This window comes from Anaerococcus sp. C0059F3 (assembly GCF_056590475.1).
This window is the reverse complement of record NZ_JBWPWE010000007.1, coordinates 80,847-98,152: the sequence shown is the minus strand read 5'-3', so window position 1 is coordinate 98,152 and position 17,306 is coordinate 80,847. Positions and strand designations below refer to the sequence as shown.

The window sequence follows — 17,306 nt, the reverse complement described above, 5'->3', positions numbered from 1 at the left end:
CCCCCTTTCTCTTAATTTTTCAATAAAAAAGAATTAAGAAGCACATATTTCACTAAAATAGTGATTAAGTGTTCTCCTTAATTCTATTACTCCTGCTGCCAGCTTATATTTCTTATATTGCTTAACTGCAAAATGGCTTGGGTCTTTCTTTTCAAGAGCTTCAAATAGCCTATCAATTGGGTTCATATAGGTTTCGTCATCTTCTCTGACTTCACTTGCGTCAATCATATCTAAGAGTGTTTTAAAATTCTTTTCTTCTTCAGGTGCTTCATAATAAATATACCCAATAAGAGCAGTGTAATATAGCTTTTCAGCCTTTACCCAAAAATCTTCTCCTGCCTTTTCTCCATCTCCCTTGGTGTTGGCAATAATTGTTTGAACAAGTTTTAAAATATCTTTTTCACTTCTCAAATAGGCAAATGGATTGTATTTCATGGACTTTTTGAAGTTTATTGTGTTTAATATCTTTATGTTATATCCATTTTCATAAAGCATTTTTCCACACTCTAACACAAGTGTGCCTTTAGGGTCTGTTACTACATAGGAAGAGTGCATTTGCATTAGATTTGGCTTTACATAAAATCTTGTCTTGCCTGATCCAGAACCACCTATTACTAATACATTCTTATTTCTAGCGTATTTAGGGTTTTTAGGTCTTGAGTTCATTGTAAGTCTTTCAGTATTAGTTATAAGAACATTGTTTTCAAACTTAGGGTCAATGTATGGAGCAATATCCTTGCTTTCTCCCCATCTTGCAGATCCATATTCCTTGCCTTGCCTATATTTCTTTTTGTTTTTACCTTTGCTATAAACAATTAGCTTAACAAGACCAGCAACTGAAATACCTACTAACAAGTCCCTTGGATTAAGGCTTGGTATATAGGATAAAGTTCCTATATCGGAAATTCCCACCATTAATCTATCAATAATATCTCCTCCTACATAAGAATTGATGTGCTTAGAAAAGATGTTTCCAATATAGAAAAAGGATAAATAAGGAATGTTTGATAATATAAATTTCTTTGGGTTGTCTATTTTAATTAAGTTTTTAATATCAGAAAGAATGGCTTCTAATATTTTATTCATCGTAGAAACCTTCACTATCTAATAAAATTAGTAGGTAGTGTCTTCCCTTTGGTGTTATAAATGTTTGTATGCCTACAAGTGTACCTAGTGGATCAACCCATTCTTTTACTTCAAAATATCCCTTATTCTTATCTGCATAAGGTAAGAGCTTCTTTTTCTTATCTCTATAAATTAATCCTTTATCCATTAAAAAGCTTATAAACTGATTTTGTGGTATTCCTAACTCTTTGGCAGTATTTCTAAAGTTTGTAAGTAGATTATAATCTACTAATTTGTCATAATAGTCTGCCTTTGGTTTTAATTCTTCAATCTCTTTTTCTCTCTCGGCAATAATTCTATTGGCTACAAGAATTGCATCTGCTAGTAGCTCTTCATTAGTTTTCTTTTCTTGCCCTGAAATATATCCTCCATTCTTTCTAATACTTGGTAAGACTTCTCTAGTTACCCAAGCTTTGAATATTTTTGCTTTTGGGAGTTTTGATGAAAGGATAAGTGAATACAAGCCTGATTCGTTAATTATTGAAATATTCTGTATTCCTCCAGGGGTGTTCCATTTCGTTACACCCTTATCTTCTTCATCTACATGGTCATAAATAGCTTTTCTTGGATTAACATAACCTAACATAGTTGCTACTTCATTTGCTATAAAGAAAAACTCACCGTCTTTTTCTATAACAGTGAGTTTCCCAAAATTCTTATTTTCAAATGTTTTTAAATTACTTATCATAAGCTTTGCTCCTTATGTTTATTTTTAACTTTATCTTTGCTGATGGTGTCCTTAGCCATATCTTTAAACTTATTTATAGTCTTCGTTATTGAATCTTTTCTATCGGCCTTTCTTTCAGAAGCCTTAACTGCTTTTTTAAAGGCGTGTTCCATTACTTTTATATCCTTAGATTGAAAAAACACAGAGTGGTTGCCAGTTTCCTTATCTTTCATAACAGAAAACTTCACTCCGTGTTTGTTTAAAATTTTCTTTAGTTCTTTTAACTCAGGATCTTTTAGATTAATTTCTTCTAACTGTCCCTTTTTAACCATATCTTTTAGCTTTACTTCTTCTCCATTATTTTTTATTACATTTTTCAAGCCTCCTTGTTCCTCTATTTGCTTGTGTACTTTCTTTAATGCATCAAGAATTGCTTTACTTGTTGCTTTTGCAAGCCTTACTTCAAGATTAAGGCTCGACCTAGATACTTCTTCATTAATCATCTATTCCACCTCCATATAAAAGTAACTCTTTGTATTTTCTTAACTTCTCTTGTTGAATTTTTCTTCTAAAATCTTCTCCCGTAACTTTAACTGGTATTGTCATTTCAAGTATTCTTGAATATATCCTCTGATACTCAAGGTTAATATTAGGATTTTGAATAATTTCCAATGATAAGTTTGTAGTAAAAATTGTCGGCCTACCCTTTAAGTATCTTGAGTTTATAATGTTATATACTTGTTCTCTTGCATAAGATGTATCCCTTTCAATTCCAAGGTCATCTAAGATTAACAAAGGAATGTTAGAGAGGTTACTTATTATTTCATTTGAATCAACCTTAAATGCAGATTTTTGTATTTGATTTATAACCTGAGATAAATTCATAATCTTAACTTTAACTTGTTCTCTTTCAATTAATTCATTTGCAATAGAACAAGCAAGATAAGTCTTTCCACTACCAACATCTCCATAAAATAAAAGTCCTACATTGTCTTCCTTCATTTGTTCAAAATTTTTAGCATAATTATAGGCAACCTTGTAAGCTTGACCTTTTTCATTTAAGAATCTCTCAAAAGTATATTGGTGTTGGTTTGGCGATGAAAAGCAATCTCTTTTTAGCGATGATATTCTCGTTAATATTTCTCTTTCTGCATTTTCCTTATCTCTTTTTATTTCACATTCACATTTAATTCTTGGAATAAACTTTGTAAATCCAAGGTCAAGTAATTCTCCATCAACTCTTTTACCGCATACCTTGCAATAGATATGTCCATTTCTTTCAATATCATTTTCTCTTAATACAAAATCTTTTAAGTTTTTCATAAACTCTCTCCTATATCGTAATTCATTTTCCTTGTTGTATTATCATTAATATTTTTTGCCTGATCATTAAGATACCAATTGATTATCGTTGCCTTGTGATCTTGATAAACTCTGTTATTTGCTTTCATATATGACGACAATCTATCAATGTATTCACTAATTCTACTTCCTAACTCATTTGTTAAGTCCTTGTATTCTTCATCAGTCAAAAATATGTTTTTATATATTCCATAAGGCTTTTGCCCCTTATTAAAATCATTCTTTCTTAACTCATTATTACTAATATTGTTATAGTTACCTTCCGATTTTCGAAAATCTTGACTTTCGATAATCGAATCTCTTGAATTTCGATTATCGAACTTCTGGAATTTTGTTTTTCGAACTTCTTGATTTTTTAATTCCATATTATTAAATATGCTCATAAAGTCTTTAACATAAATTCTGTTAGGCTTTCCAAGTCCTTGTCTTTTCTTTTCAATCAATCCTATTCCTGATTTAATATCAAGTTCAGCTATTAATTTATTTGCTTTTTCACTGGCACAATTAAATTGATCTTTTATACTTTCAATTGTGTAGTAAATAAAGACTTTTCCATCTTCATCTATCCAGCCATTTTTATATGAAAGACCCATTCGATTAAGCATATATGAATACAAAACTTTTGCTTCAATAGAAATGCTCTCAAAAACTTCATCTTCCATTAATACCATAGGTAACCTAATGAAGTTATACATTTCAGATTGCCTATTATAAAAATAATCAAAATTCATCCCTACCTCCTTTCTTTGAAATAAAAAAGACGACAGAATTATTACTTTCTATCGTCTACGGTTGTCTTATATTTATTTTTCTTCAAATTGATTTTATTGTATAGTTTAATAATTCTAATAATCCAATAACATATATACCTAATTTAGGTAATCCAAATGGACTAAATAAAAATGCTAATATTAGTGCTTCAATTACAATTTGCTTGTCTCCTTGAAAAATGCTAGCTATTCCAATTATAAAAATCAAAGTAGAAACTACGCTTAACAACGCAGTACTCAAACTTAATATGAAGGTTAAAAAAGCTATGAGCAAACTCAACACTAATCTTATCGGTAATAAAATTATTCTAATTATCCATCTCATACATACTCCTAAAAATTAAACTGGGATTCATAACAAACCCCAGTTTCATAATTAGCGTGTCCTTTAATATAATTTTGATCCTGCTGGAATATTATCATCCAGCATTATTAAGTTAAGTTTTTCTTCACCGTCATACTCACAAATTGCAGATATAATCATACCTTCTGAGTCGATTCCCATCATCTTACGAGGAGGAAGATTACAAATTGCAAGTAGTGTCTTTCCAATTAAGCTCTCCGCGCTGTAATATTCCTTAATACCAGATAAAATAACTCTTTCTTTTTCAGAACCATCATCTAATGTAAATTTCAAAAGTTTTTTTGACTTAGGAACTTCTTCGCAGTTTTTAACCTTTACAACTCTAAAATCAGATTTTGAGAAAGTTTCAAAGTCTACCATATCTTCAAATAATGGTTCAACTTTCACTTTTGAAAGGTCAATTTCTTCTGTCGTAAGTTTGTCGTAAGTTTCGTAAGTTCCTTTTGACAAACCCCCATTTTCTGCCTTTTCTAAGCCTATTGGCTTCATTGTTGGGAATAGTAGGACGTCTCTGATGGAGTGTTGGCCGGTTAGGATCATGATTAGTCTGTCGATACCAATTCCAAGTCCACCTGTTGGAGGAAGACCTACTTCTAGGGCATTTACAAAGTCATAATCCATCATTTGTGCTTCATCATCGCCTGCTTCTCTTTTTCTAACTTGGTCTTCAAATCTTGCTCTTTGGTCTTCAGCATCGTTTAATTCTGAGAAGGCATTGCCGATTTCTGCTCCAGAAATAAAGGCTTCAAACCTGTATGTTAGTGATCTGTCGTCGTTCTTTCTCTTTGCAAGTGGTGATATTTCTACTGGGTAGTCAGTGATGAAAGTTGGTTGGATTAGCTTATCTTCAACAAATTCATCAAAGAATTCCGCGATGATTTCGCCTCTTGTTTCCTTAACTTCAACACCTTTTTCCTTGGCGATAGCTTTCGCTTCTTCGTCAGTTTTTATTTCGTTAAAGTCAACACCAGAATATTCCTTTACAGCTTCAATCATTGGAATTCTCTTCCATGGAGCCTTAAGCTCGATTTCCTCGCCGTCAAATTCAACGACAGTTGTACCTTTTACTTTCTTAGCAACGTGCTCTACCATGTTTTCAGTGATTTCCATCATGTCTTCATAGTCGCCGTAAGCTTGATATAATTCCATAGCGGTGTATTCTGGGTTGTGGGTTGCATCCATTCCTTCGTTTCTAAACATCCTACCAATTTCATATACCCTGTCAAAACCACCCACGATTAACCTTTTTAAGTAAAGTTCGTTGGCAATTCTTAAGTACATATCAATATCTAGGGTATTGTGATGGGTAATAAATGGACGAGCTGTAGCTCCACCTGCAATTGTATTTAGGATTGGAGTTTCTACTTCAAGGAATCCTCTGTTGTCCAAAAATTCTCTGATAGCAGAAATGATTCTTGATCTTTGTACAAAAACTTCTTTTACTTGAGGATTTACAATTAAATCTATATATCTTTGTCTATATCTAAGGTCTGGGTCTTTTAGTCCGTGCCATTTTTCTGGAAGCATTTGAAGGGCTTTGGTTAAAAGATTTGACTCAGCTACTTCTATAGAAATTTCACCTTGGTTGGTCTTAAAAACTTTTCCTTCAACACCGATGATATCACCGATATCGTATTTTTTGATATATTTAAAGTCATCGCCGATAACATTTTTACGGTTTACAACTTGGATTTGACCAAGATCATCTTGGACATCCATAAAGCTCATGTTACCATGGCCTCTCTTAGCAAGAATTCGTCCGGCTACCCTTACAGTTTGGTCTTCGTATTTTTCAAAGTTATCCTTGATTTCTTTTGAACTAATTCTGTTTTTAAAATTAACTATGCGGTGTGGGTCTTTGCCCTCTTCCTTAAGTTCGTGAAGTTTTTCCCTTCTGATCTTAAGCATTTCATTTAAATCTTGAATATTATCAGCCATTTTTTCTCCTTACTTAATATTTTTTATAACAAAATACATCTTGCCATTAGGTGTGTCTACTTCTACCCTGTCGTTAACCTTATGGCCTATAATCGCTTCTCCAACTGGAGATTCATTAGAAATATACCCTTCAAGTGGGTTTGATTCAGCTGTTCCTACGATTTTGTATTCAACATCTTCTTCAAATTCTTCATCATAAAGGGTAACAGTATTACCAACACCAACTACGTCCGCATTTTCGTTAACCTCGATAGTCTTGGCGTTTCTAATCATGTCTTCAATTTTCATGATTCTTGATTCAACTTCACCTTGTTCATTTTTTGCTTCATCATAATCAGCATTTTCAGAAAGGTCGCCAAAGCTTCTTGCTATCTTAATTTTTTCTGCCATTTCTGGACGTTTTTTGGTTTTTAAATACTCTAATTCGTCCTCTAATTTTTCTAATTTTTCCTTAGTTAATATTACTTCTTTCTTTTCAGTCATTATAATCACCTAAAATTTTTCTATATTCATCTAGCAGTTCAAAAATTTCCTTGCTAGTATGGATCTTATTTACCCTGTCCCTGTATTCGCTAGACATATAAAGACCCTTGATGTACCATCCAACATGTTTGCGCATTTGATTTATAACTAGCCTTTCGTCCTTAAACTTAAGGGCCAATTCGTAATGCTCTTTTATTTGAGAAATTATTTCATCAAATGAAACTTTTTCATAGGAGCCTTTTTCTAGGTATTCCTTGATATAGCGAAAGATGAAGGGATTTCCCATAGCACCTCTGGCAATCATCGCCCCATCAGCTCCTGTTATCTCCATTGCTTTTATAAAATCTTCCGGAGTGAAAATATCTCCGTTTGCAATTACTGGTATATTCACAGCATCCTTTAATTTTTTAATAGCCTGCCAGTCAGCATGGCCCGAATACATGGCTTTTCTGGTCCTTGCGTGAAGGATTAAATAGTCCGCTCCTCCCTCTTCCATGGCCTGGCCGTTTTCAATATAATTTATCGAATCATCATCAACACCAAGTCGATATTTGATATTAATGATTTTGTCAGTTGACTCCCTCAAGGCCTTGGTAATCTTATAGACCTGATGGGGATTTTTGAGTAGAGCAGATCCTTCTCCATTATTGAAAATTTTTGGAGCAGGACAACCCATATTAAAGGATATTTCTTTGATATTGGTAATAGGATTTATCTTTTCCTCTACTACTTTTTTTATCTTGTCTATATCTGAGCCAAAAATTTGGATATTGGCGTTTTTTTCTAGGTCAGATATAAACATGATATCAGCAGTGGCCCTGTTATCAAAAGCTAGGGCATTAACTGAAACCATCTCTGTGAAAGTCTTATCACAGCCATTTTTCTCACAAACAATCCTAAAGGCAGTATCTGTCACACCCGCCAGGGGTGCAAGCATAATTTCCTTACCTGTCAAGGTTTCGCTCATAGATTATCCTTAGGCCTTCAAGCATGAGATCAGGCTCAATGGTGTTGATATACTTGCTAGATTGGGAAATCAACTCCGAAAAACCACCTGTTGCTATGACATTGATTTGGCTTTTGTCCACACCCACTCTTTCTACGATTTCATCTTCGATTGTTTCAATGAGTTTATCTATCATACCGATATAGCCAATTACAATTCCGGCATTAATGGCATCTGAGGTTGATTCTGTGATGGCTGTAGTAGGTTGTTTTAGTTCGATTTTTGGAAGCTTTGCAGTTTTCCCAAAAAGTCCATCCTGGGCAATTTTTATACCAGGAGCAATGACTCCACCAAGATATCTGCCATCAGATGTGACTACATCAACAGTTATGGCAGTACCCATATCAACAACTACAGAAGGTCCGCCGTATTTTTCGTAGGCTGCGACTGCATCTACAATCCTATCAGCTCCAACCTCGCTTGGGTTTTCATAATCGATTGTTATTCCTGTGTAGGTATCAGAAGTTACAATCTTAGCTTCCTTGCATAGAAGTTTCCTATTAGCCGATTCCCAATTATATAAAACATCTGGTACAACGCATGAAATCATTGTATCTTCAATGTCTTTGATATCTATATTGTGGATCATAAACATATTAAATAAAGTAGCAACTAATTGATCGCTGGTGCTTTTCAAGTCAGTTGCCACTCTAAATCTAGCCTTTAAATTTTCTTTTTCATAGACACCTATAACGGTGGTTGTATTTCCAATATCTATAACCAGTAACATATATTCATCCTTTGCTTAATTTAACTCTTATATGATACGGTTAAAGGGCTATTTTTTCAAGCTTATTTGCCTAGTTTGTACTTTCTTATAAGGTCATTTATCTCTGCTATGTCTTCTTTTCTAACTTTTACAGTCTCACGAGTAGTGTTCTTGTCTTTCTTTATAGCCATTACAAGCTCACCTCTATTGGTATCAAAGCCCCATTTTTTGAGTTCTTTGAAGCTTACAAAGCCGGAATTTAGAAGCATGCCTTCTTCAGCTATATATAATTTGCTGAGGGAAAAAATCATAAAAACAAAAGCCAAAACTACCATAACAACAGCTGTCATCATGGAATTTTTATCGTTTAATTTATAACCATTAAAAAAGTTTACCCCACCAACTACCAAAAGAATTGAAAATAAAATCATTTCCATAGATGAAATTGGTTTTTTAAAGCTTTGAGCATTTTCTCCTAACAATTTCTTATCTTTGGCTTGTTTAAAAAGCCTATAGATAAAGAATACTGTAATTGCCCCATATAAGATAAGTATAATTTTGTCAAATCCTTGCATTTTTCTCTCCCTTTTATCTTAGCAAATAAAATAGGTCTACTGACCTATTTCATCTCTTCTATATCTTCATAAACTGATCTTTTTACTACACCTATATAATTGAGGTTCCTATATAATTGATTGTAGTCAAGACCAAAACCTACCACATATTCATTTGGAATCTTAAAGCCTGTAAAGTCAGGTTTGATTTCAACTTCACGTCTTTCTGGTTTATCAAGAAGGGTAATTATCTTAAGGTCTTTTGGTTCTCTTTTTAGAAGAGTTTCCTTAATTTTCTTTAGGGTAAAACCAGTATCAATGATGTCTTCTACAATCAAAACTTCCTTATCTTTTATATCTATATCAAGGTCCATTAAGATTTTTACATTACCTGAAGAATAGGTATTGTCTTCATAAGATGAAACTGACATAAACTCCATCTTTGTTTCAACATTCAAATACTTAGCAAGTTCTGCCATAAACATCACAGAACCCTTGAGGATGCAAACTAAAATTAGCTCGTCCTTGTCGGCATAGTAGTTGTTTAAAGTCTTTGCTAATTGTTTAATCTTTAGATTAAGACTTTCTTCGTCTATTAAGACTTTTTCAATAAGATTATCTTTGTCAATTTTCATCATAAACCTCGATTTTTAGTATTTTTTTTGTAGCACCTGTGACCTTGAATTCGTCACTTATCCTCAAAGGAGCTAGCCAAATTATTTTATCCTTTGACAAGATCAGAGGAAGTTCATCTCGCCTTTTCCTGTCAATTTTTTGGTCGGATAAAAAATCTTTGAGCTTTTTTTCGCTCTTATGGCCCAGAGGCACAAACCTGTCACCAGGACATCTTGTCCTCACCTTTAGAGGAAAATCCAAAAGGTCATAGTCAAAATACCCTACATTTTTATCTTTTTCGTATTTATCACTATTAATTATACTTGTTTTTATATAAAATCCATTATAAAAAATGGTCTCTTGGTCTCCTAAATATTTTTCAATTAGATTTTTTTCCTTCTTTGTAATTTCTTCTAAAATATAGGAATCATAAGATTTTCTTAGGCTTAGGTCATCTTTTATAAGGACCTTGCCGGTCTCTAAATCTTTTATTTTTAAAAAATCATCAAGATTTTCTTTTGACAAGTCTTTGATTTGTCCCTTTAGGATTTCCACAGATTTTCTTAGGATTCTTCTTAAAATGGCAGGATCTTCTTGGTCAAACTTTTCCTTATCAAAAGAAATTTCGCCCTGGCTTATTCTTGCCATTTCCTTAAATTTTTCATCTACTATTTTATCTAATATTTTTAGGTCATCCTTGGCCAAGGCTGACAAAGAAAAAACCGAATCAATCACATTTGGATTTATTTCTTCAAGGATTGGGATTATATCTAGTCTTACCTTATTTCTTGTATAATCGTTTTCAAAATTTGTGTGGTCTATGGCATAGGAAATATTATTTTCATCTAAATATTCTAAAATTTCTTTCTTTTTTATATCTAAAATAGGCCTAATAATATTTCCTGTCCTATAATCCATAGCCCTAAGACCATCAAGACCAGTTCCCCTGATTATTCTCATAAGGACAGTTTCAGCCTGGTCGTCCTTGTTGTGGGCCACAGCAATTTTACTTGTAGGGTATTTTTTCGCTAAATCACCAAAAAACTCATAGCGAAGGCGGCGACCTGCATCTTCTGGTGATATTTTTAGCTTACTTGCTAAATCATCCATGGACCTGGACCTAGAAAAAAAATCCAAGCCGAGTTTTTCAGCAGTTTTCCTTACTAAGTCTTCGTCCTTATCTGCTTCTATCCTATGAAGATGGTTTAGGTGGGCAAGGACCATATCAAAACCCAATTCTTTTCTAATTTTTTCTAGGATATAAATCATAAACTGGCTGTCAGGTCCTCCACTGGCGCCAACAATTACAGTATCCCCCCTGCTAATTAATTTATTTTCAACAAGGGTCTTGTAAATCCTATCTTCCATTTTCATTTGTCTCTGGATTTTCTCCTTGGTTTGCATTTGGATTTGACTGGTTGTTTTGATTATCATTTGGGTTTGGGTTTTGATTATCATTTGGATTTGCCTGATCATTTTCGTTAGTGGCCTGGTTGGCACCGCTATCAGGATTTTCTTGGTCTGTTTGCTTAGGATTTACAGGCTTAATTACAGAATTTTCTTCTTTTTCACCCTTATCTTCCTCGCCTTTTTTCACCATGCCAAGTTTTTCTTTTGCAACTTTTTCCTTAAATTGATCAGTGTTTCTCATCTCATAATCATTCTTAAGCTCGTCTATCTCAGTTTTGATGTCCTCAAGCTTTTTTTGACCTGAAATGATATCCTTATTCATATCTGCATGTTCCTTATTCATAGCAGAATTAAGGTAGAAAAAGCCCAAGCTTGCTACAATTACAAGTCCTGCAGCAACCCTTAAAAATCTTTTATTTTTTTGTTTTCTTTTAGAAAGGTAGGAATCTTTCCTCGCCCTTCTTCTATTTTTAGCCATCTATTACCTCATACATTCCGTCTGCTGTAGTTTTTTTGGCGCCTTCGATTAGGTCAAGGACCCTGACTTTTAGGACTGATTTACCAAAGGTAATCTCGATAATATCACCTTTTTCAACTTCAGATCCTGGCTTGGCGACCTTGTCATTTATCTTTACACGCTCGTTTTCACAAGCTTCCTTGGCAACTTGTCGTCTTTTTATAATTCTTGAATTTTTTAAAAATTTATCTACTCTCATACTCTAACTTTACTTTTATTGGACTATTATGCAATTTAGCCAAATTTACGATTATTAGTATAGTGTTCTTATGAAATACATCCTCCACATCGACTGCGATGCCTTCTATGCATCCTGCGAAGAAATCAGAAATCCAAAACTTAAAAAAAGACCCATGGCTGTGGGTGGGCTTACTAATAAGTCAATTATTACAACAGCTAATTATGAGGCAAGAAAATACGGCATCCATTCTGCCATGCCTGTTTTCATTGCAAGAGACCTATGTCCAAACCTAATCCTCGTTAAGGTTGACCACCCTTATTATAAGGAGAAATCTCAAGAGGTTTTTGACCTGGTAAAGACCCACGCTAGACTTTTCGAACAGGTTTCAATAGATGAGGCCTACATAGAAGCAGAACTTGACGATCCTTTGACTTTTGCCAAGAATCTCCAAGAAGAAATCCTAGCTAAGACCCAAATTCCAATTTCAATAGGTATTTCCTACAATAAATTTCTAGCAAAACTTGCTTCTGATTGGAACAAGCCCTACGGAATTAAATACATAGGCAAGGATGACGTTAACCAAATCCTTCCAGACCTACCTGTTTATAAGGTCCACGGCATAGGTAGGCGTGCAACTGAGAAACTAAACAGGATTGGGATTTATAAGGTTTCTGACCTTTTAAAACTAGATAGGATATTTTTAGAAAGCCTTTTCGGCAAGGGTGGAGATTATATTTACGATGTAATTAGAGGAATTGATCATAGGCCAGTAAACCCAACTAGGGATAGGAAGTCTATTGGCAAGGAAAGAACCTTTAGGCAAAATACTAATGACGCCAAAGTCCTAAAAGAATATTTGAGAAGAATTTCTGACCTTATTGAAATTGAAATGATAAAAAAAGACATCCAAGCCAAGACAGTTTCCATAAAATTAAAGGATGAATATTTTAAAAACCAAACTAGGTCCATCACCCTCCAAGAGCCAATTTTCCAGGCGGATGACATCTATGAGGAAGCAGTAAATCTCTTAGACGAGGCCTTTAAGGGCGAATACATCAGGCTTATAGGCATTTCCCTATCAAACCTATCGGCTAGGGATGTAAACCAACTGACTTTTTTGTAAAAAAATAACCCGCAAGTATTAATTATACTAATACTTACGGGTTTTAGTTTATTCTTGATCTAAGATTGATTCTTGTGTCGCTTCTTCTTCGCTATCTTCTTCCTCGATTGGTGCGAGGTCTTTTTTGAAGGCTGCCCTTACTTTTTCGTCGATTTGTCTAGCAAGTTCAGCATCTTCTTCAAGCATGGTCTTTACATTTTCCCTACCTTGGCCAAGTTTTTCATCGCCATAGGAATACCAGGATCCAGCTTTTTCAACAATATCAAGGTCTACAGCTGTATCTAGAAGTACACCTGCCTTTGAGATTCCCTTTCCATACATGATGTCAAATTCAACTATCTTAAATGGTGGGGCTACCTTGTTTTTAACAATTTTAACCCTAGTTCTTGAACCAATTGAGTTATCTCCTTCGGTAATGGTCTTAATCCTTCTAATATCAAGTCTTACTGAAGAATAGAACTTAAGGGCACGTCCACCTGTGGTTGTCTCTGGATTTCCAAACATAACCCCGATTTTTTCCCTTAATTGGTTGATAAAGATAACTGTTGTATTTGACTTGGCAATTATACCTGTAAGTCTCCTAAGGGCTTGGCTCATAAGTCTGGCTTGTAGACCCATGTGGCTATCTCCCATCTCCCCTTCAATTTCAGCCTTTGGTACAAGGGCTGCAACAGAGTCGATTACGATAAGACCAACAGCCCCACTTCTTACAAGGCTTTCTGCAATATCAAGTCCTGCCTCACCAGTGTCTGGTTGGGAAAGAATTAATTCGTCGATATTAACTCCAAGGTTACCTGCATACTCTGCATCAAGGGCGTGTTCAGCGTCCACAAAGGCACATGTATCCCCAAGTTTTTGGGCTTCTGCTATAACGTGGAGGGCTAGAGTTGTCTTACCAGATGATTCTGGTCCATAAATCTCAATGACCCTACCCCTTGGGAGTCCACCTATACCTAGGGCAATATCAAGGTTGACTGCTCCTGTAGGAATAGCATCTATAGCCACCCTTGGGGCCTCACCCATCTTCATAATTGAACCTTTGCCATACTTCTTTTCTATCTGCTTAAAAGCCTGGTCAAGGGCCTTTTTCTTATTTGCGTCCATATACACTCCTTATACACTTAATGTCTTACTACTATTATATACCTTTTTTTAATAAAGTCTAATTTCTTGTCCTAACCATATTCATGGCAAAGATTACAAATTGTACTACCACCATAAGGATAAGTCCAAGATTAATCTGTTGGACATTTATCATAAGGGGCACCATCAAAAATAAGAGGCCACCAAAGATAACTATGTTAGAACTTAACTTATCTTCCATATAGGCAGCTTTCCTGTGGGCTTTTAGCATGATTATCCCCGCCACTAGGATGGAAGCTAAAAACAAAACAGGAAAGAAATTCCCATAGCCCCAAGTCATTGGTGACACGAAATTAAATCTTTTTATGGTAATAGTCGCACCATCAGACATAAATCTCTGGTGGATAAAATCACCAAAAAAAGCAGCAAGGGCTTGGAATACCAAGAGGATTAGCTCTGTTATTATTAATTTCTTGCCTTTTTCATCTGTCATATTTTCTCCAAATTTTTTAAATATTTTCTAAATCCAAAACTTTTTTATTTTTAATAATATAATCAAGTCCTGAAATAACTGTTAAAATAACCGCTAGGTAAAATACATAGATACCAAAATTATTTAAGACATCGTTGTGAAGTAGGAGCAAAACTAGGGAAATCATCTGACTTGTAGTCTTTGCCTTACCCCACATAGATGCTGCTATAGTAATACCCATATCAGCTGCAAGTGTCCTAAAACCTGTAATAATAAGTTCTCTTGAAATAATTATTATAACTGCCCAAGCTGGAATTACATTTGCTTCAACTAGGACAATAAAGGCTGCCATAGTAAGGACCTTATCCACAAGTGGGTCTACAAACTTACCAAAATTTGTAATTAAATTCCTGCTCCTAGCAAGGTGACCGTCAAGGGCATCTGTAAGAGATGCAACCATAAAAAGAATTGCTGCTATATTGTAACTTGTGCCATAGAAATAAAAAGCTATGACAAAGATTGGAATCATGACAAGTCTTACCATTGTAACTTTATTAGCTATATTCATCTTTATCTCCTATAAATCTTCAAAATATGTCCTATCAACAAGGACCTTACGAGGTTTGCTGCCCTCATAGCCGCCGACTAGGCCCTTTTGCTCTAGCTGATCAATAATCCTTCCAGCCCTGGCATAGCCGATTTTTAATTTTCTTTGAAGCATAGATACAGAAGCTGTTTGGTCAGCCACTATCACCTTGATTGCCTCATCCAACAATTCGTCCTCATCTTCAAGATCTGCTGTGACATTTTCTTCGACCTTTTCGATGGCTTCTTCGTTGTAATTAGTTTCACTATTTCCTTTTATATATTCTACTACACTTAAAACTTCTTCATCTGAGACAAAGGCCCCTTGGATTCTCACAGGTTTCATAGAATCTGAAGAAGCATAGAGCATATCGCCCTTGCCAAGGAGTTTCTCTGCACCCTGCATATCCAAAATTGTCCTTGAATCTATCTGGCTTGTTACAGCAAAAGATATCCTTGATGGGATATTTGCCTTAATTGTACCTGTAATTACGTCTACAGTTGGTCTTTGGGTTGCTATTATCAAATGGATACCACAAGCCCTAGATTTTTGAGCAAGCCTTGTGATATAGTCTTCTACTTCACTTGCTGCAGTCATCATTAGGTCTGATAACTCGTCTACGATTACCACGATGTATGGTAGGTTTTCCATAGAATCATCAGTTTCAGCCGCTTTTTTATATCCCTTGATGTCCCTAACATGGTTTTCTTCAAAGAGTTTATACCTTTTTTCCATCTCAGAGATCGCCCAAAATAGTGAAGACGATGCCTTTTTAGGATCGGTTATAACAGGCATTATCAAATGTGGAATCCCATTATAAACCGAAAGCTCAACGACTTTTGGGTCTATCAATAGGAGTTTAACCTCATCTGGGCTATGCTTGTATAAAATCGACATGATAATTGTGTTGATACAAACTGACTTACCAGAGCCTGTCGCTCCAGATACCAATAGGTGGGGCATCTTTTCTATAGCTGAAATAATTGGTTCACCAGAAATTGACTTACCCATAGCGAATGGAATGGCGTATCTTGTCTTGATAAACTTAGTTGATGAAATAATTTCCTTAAAGCCTACGACTTCTTTTTTGTCGTTGGCAACTTCTATACCAACATGGGATTTGCCTGGAATTGGCGCTTCTATCCTGATTCCAGATGTGGCAAGGCTTAGGGATAGGTCGTCAGCGAGGTTTACAATCTTTGATACCTTCACACCCCTAGCTGGTTTTAGCTCATAGCAGGTGACAGTTGGTCCCACGTCTATTTGAACGATTTTGCCTTCGATTCCGAAAGATTCTAAGGTTTCCTCAATGATTTCTGCCTTCTCTCTTATTTCGTCATTATCAATCCCCCCGTCAGCATTTATGTCCTTTAGAAGGCTCACTGGAGGATAAGAATAGTTGGCAAATTCTCTTTTTAAATCTTCGTTTAGGTCTGCAAATTCAACTTGTTTTGACTTGTAGTCCCTAATTAGCTTTTCATCTTGACTGTTTACTTTACTTTCAATAAATTCCTTATCTTCCTCTATTTTGGCAGATCTTTTCTTTACTGCCCTTCGAGGAGAATTGTCAGATTTAGGATTGTTTATCTTAAGGCTTGGAATTTTTTCAGATTTTCTATCATTTTCTAACTTTCTAGCCTTAGATTCCTCTAATTTTTTACTTATTTTTGCCATGGCCTTTTGGCTTAAGTGCTTGATCCCAAGACCCATAATAATTAGTCCATCCCTTAATTTTAGGAAAAATTCCTTATAGGTATAAGGACTTACATTTATAATAAAGGATCCAATCAAAGTGGCATAAAGGATATAAAGGCCGACGTGTCCGATGAAATTTAGGACATAAAAGCCAACTAGACCTCCAAACCAACCTCCACCAAGACTTCCCTTAAAGGCTGAATATTCAACCGACCAGGCAAGTTCATTTCTGATATAGTCCTTGGACAAAATAGCCAAAGTCAAAAAATAAATTCCATAAATTAAAAGCATTCGGCTTAGATTTTCCCTGAACTTTTCCCTATAAACTAAATAAAAACTTGCAAATAAAATGATTGGAAAAGCCAAGTTTAACTTGCCGAAAAGACCTTCAAAAAATCTCGCCAAGGCATCGCCGATAAGGCCAGTGCTTGATGATAAAATAAAAATAAATATTAGGACAGATGCGACCATGACCACCATAGAAAAAGTCTTGATGTCAAAGGATCTTTCCCTAAATTTTTTTTGCTTACTTTTGTTGGGAGACTTCGTGTTAGACTTTTTTCTAATTCTCCCAGAATTCCTATTTGTCATATACACCTCTCCCCTATATTATATGGTAAAAAACTTAAAAATAAACCATATAAAT

Annotated in this window: 20 protein-coding genes; 1 reads left to right on the top strand and 19 read right to left on the bottom strand. The window is 34.9% G+C overall.

Translation table 11 applies throughout. From position 1 onward, the window contains the following. Positions 1-33: 33 nt before the first annotated feature. From AC1EJ5_RS06050 to AC1EJ5_RS05980, 15 genes are all read right to left on the bottom strand, one after another. Positions 34-1,086 (bottom strand): type IV secretory system conjugative DNA transfer family protein, encoded by a 1,053-nt coding sequence (locus AC1EJ5_RS06050; protein ID WP_479815179.1) that lies wholly within the window; start codon positions 1,084-1,086, stop codon positions 34-36. Further along, positions 1,079-1,813 (bottom strand): phage antirepressor KilAC domain-containing protein, encoded by a 735-nt coding sequence (locus tag AC1EJ5_RS06045; RefSeq protein ID WP_479815177.1) that lies wholly within the window; start codon positions 1,811-1,813, stop codon positions 1,079-1,081. Before AC1EJ5_RS06045 ends, AC1EJ5_RS06050 begins: the two co-directional genes overlap by 8 nt. After that, a complete protein-coding gene (locus tag AC1EJ5_RS06040; RefSeq protein WP_000606600.1) occupies positions 1,810-2,295 on the bottom strand; it encodes a PcfB family protein in 486 nt (161 codons plus the stop codon). Before AC1EJ5_RS06040 ends, AC1EJ5_RS06045 begins: the two co-directional genes overlap by 4 nt. Then, positions 2,288-3,115 (bottom strand): ATP-binding protein, encoded by an 828-nt coding sequence (locus AC1EJ5_RS06035; RefSeq protein WP_479815174.1) that lies wholly within the window; start codon positions 3,113-3,115, stop codon positions 2,288-2,290. The genes AC1EJ5_RS06040 and AC1EJ5_RS06035 overlap by 8 nt, the downstream gene beginning before the upstream one ends. Further along, positions 3,112-3,885, bottom strand: a complete 774-nt coding sequence (locus tag AC1EJ5_RS06030; RefSeq protein ID WP_479815172.1) for a replication initiator protein A — start codon at positions 3,883-3,885, stop codon at positions 3,112-3,114. The genes AC1EJ5_RS06035 and AC1EJ5_RS06030 overlap by 4 nt, the downstream gene beginning before the upstream one ends. Before the next feature lie 82 nt (positions 3,886-3,967). Beyond that, positions 3,968-4,249 carry a CD1845 family protein gene (locus tag AC1EJ5_RS06025; protein ID WP_001267200.1) on the bottom strand — a complete coding sequence of 94 codons (282 nt, stop codon included), beginning with the start codon at positions 4,247-4,249 and terminating at the stop codon, positions 3,968-3,970. Between the two features lie 63 nt (positions 4,250-4,312). Beyond that, positions 4,313-6,226, bottom strand: a complete 1,914-nt coding sequence (gene lysS / locus AC1EJ5_RS06020; protein ID WP_479815170.1) for a lysine--tRNA ligase — start codon at positions 6,224-6,226, stop codon at positions 4,313-4,315. 9 nt (positions 6,227-6,235) lie between these two features. After that, on the bottom strand, positions 6,236-6,709 hold the full coding sequence (gene greA / locus AC1EJ5_RS06015; protein WP_479815168.1) for a transcription elongation factor GreA: 474 nt from the start codon (positions 6,707-6,709) through the stop codon (positions 6,236-6,238). Beyond that, positions 6,702-7,676 carry a tRNA dihydrouridine synthase DusB gene (gene dusB, locus AC1EJ5_RS06010; RefSeq protein ID WP_479815166.1) on the bottom strand — a complete coding sequence of 325 codons (975 nt, stop codon included), beginning with the start codon at positions 7,674-7,676 and terminating at the stop codon, positions 6,702-6,704. The genes greA and dusB overlap by 8 nt, the downstream gene beginning before the upstream one ends. After that, a complete protein-coding gene (locus tag AC1EJ5_RS06005) occupies positions 7,654-8,445 on the bottom strand; it encodes a type III pantothenate kinase (protein WP_223417577.1) in 792 nt (263 codons plus the stop codon). Before AC1EJ5_RS06005 ends, dusB begins: the two co-directional genes overlap by 23 nt. Before the next feature lie 62 nt (positions 8,446-8,507). Beyond that, entirely contained in the window at positions 8,508-8,999 is a 492-nt protein-coding gene (locus AC1EJ5_RS06000; protein WP_479815164.1) for a DUF5673 domain-containing protein, read from the bottom strand. A 44-nt stretch (positions 9,000-9,043) separates the two neighbouring features. Next, on the bottom strand, positions 9,044-9,613 hold the full coding sequence (hpt, locus tag AC1EJ5_RS05995) for a hypoxanthine phosphoribosyltransferase (protein WP_223417580.1): 570 nt from the start codon (positions 9,611-9,613) through the stop codon (positions 9,044-9,046). Beyond that, positions 9,603-10,967 (bottom strand): tRNA lysidine(34) synthetase TilS, encoded by a 1,365-nt coding sequence (gene tilS / locus AC1EJ5_RS05990; RefSeq protein WP_479815162.1) that lies wholly within the window; start codon positions 10,965-10,967, stop codon positions 9,603-9,605. Before tilS ends, hpt begins: the two co-directional genes overlap by 11 nt. Further along, positions 10,951-11,481 carry an FtsB family cell division protein gene (locus tag AC1EJ5_RS05985; protein WP_479815160.1) on the bottom strand — a complete coding sequence of 177 codons (531 nt, stop codon included), beginning with the start codon at positions 11,479-11,481 and terminating at the stop codon, positions 10,951-10,953. Before AC1EJ5_RS05985 ends, tilS begins: the two co-directional genes overlap by 17 nt. Beyond that, positions 11,474-11,719, bottom strand: a complete 246-nt coding sequence (locus AC1EJ5_RS05980) for an RNA-binding S4 domain-containing protein (protein ID WP_223417583.1) — start codon at positions 11,717-11,719, stop codon at positions 11,474-11,476. The genes AC1EJ5_RS05985 and AC1EJ5_RS05980 overlap by 8 nt, the downstream gene beginning before the upstream one ends. Positions 11,720-11,789: 70 nt before the next feature. Between AC1EJ5_RS05980 and AC1EJ5_RS05975 the strand changes: the two genes are divergently transcribed. Continuing rightward, on the top strand, positions 11,790-12,824 hold the full coding sequence (locus AC1EJ5_RS05975; protein ID WP_479815158.1) for a DNA polymerase IV: 1,035 nt from the start codon (positions 11,790-11,792) through the stop codon (positions 12,822-12,824). Between the two features lie 48 nt (positions 12,825-12,872). Here the strand turns inward: AC1EJ5_RS05975 and recA are convergent, their stop codons facing one another. From recA to AC1EJ5_RS05955, 4 genes are read right to left on the bottom strand one after another with little or no spacing between them, the layout of a single operon-like run. After that, the gene (recA, locus tag AC1EJ5_RS05970) at positions 12,873-13,928 is read right to left on the bottom strand and encodes a recombinase RecA (RefSeq protein ID WP_479815156.1); all 1,056 of its coding nucleotides are present in this window, start codon (positions 13,926-13,928) and stop codon (positions 12,873-12,875) included. Between the two features lie 58 nt (positions 13,929-13,986). Beyond that, positions 13,987-14,400: a hypothetical protein gene (locus AC1EJ5_RS05965; protein WP_311480793.1), complete on the bottom strand. Its 414-nt coding sequence runs from the start codon at positions 14,398-14,400 to the stop codon at positions 13,987-13,989. A 16-nt stretch (positions 14,401-14,416) separates the two neighbouring features. Next, positions 14,417-14,947, bottom strand: a complete 531-nt coding sequence (pgsA, locus tag AC1EJ5_RS05960; RefSeq protein ID WP_311480794.1) for a CDP-diacylglycerol--glycerol-3-phosphate 3-phosphatidyltransferase — start codon at positions 14,945-14,947, stop codon at positions 14,417-14,419. Positions 14,948-14,956: 9 nt separating this feature from the next. Next, a complete protein-coding gene (locus AC1EJ5_RS05955; RefSeq protein ID WP_479815154.1) occupies positions 14,957-17,251 on the bottom strand; it encodes a DNA translocase FtsK in 2,295 nt (764 codons plus the stop codon). Positions 17,252-17,306: the final 55 nt, after the last annotated feature.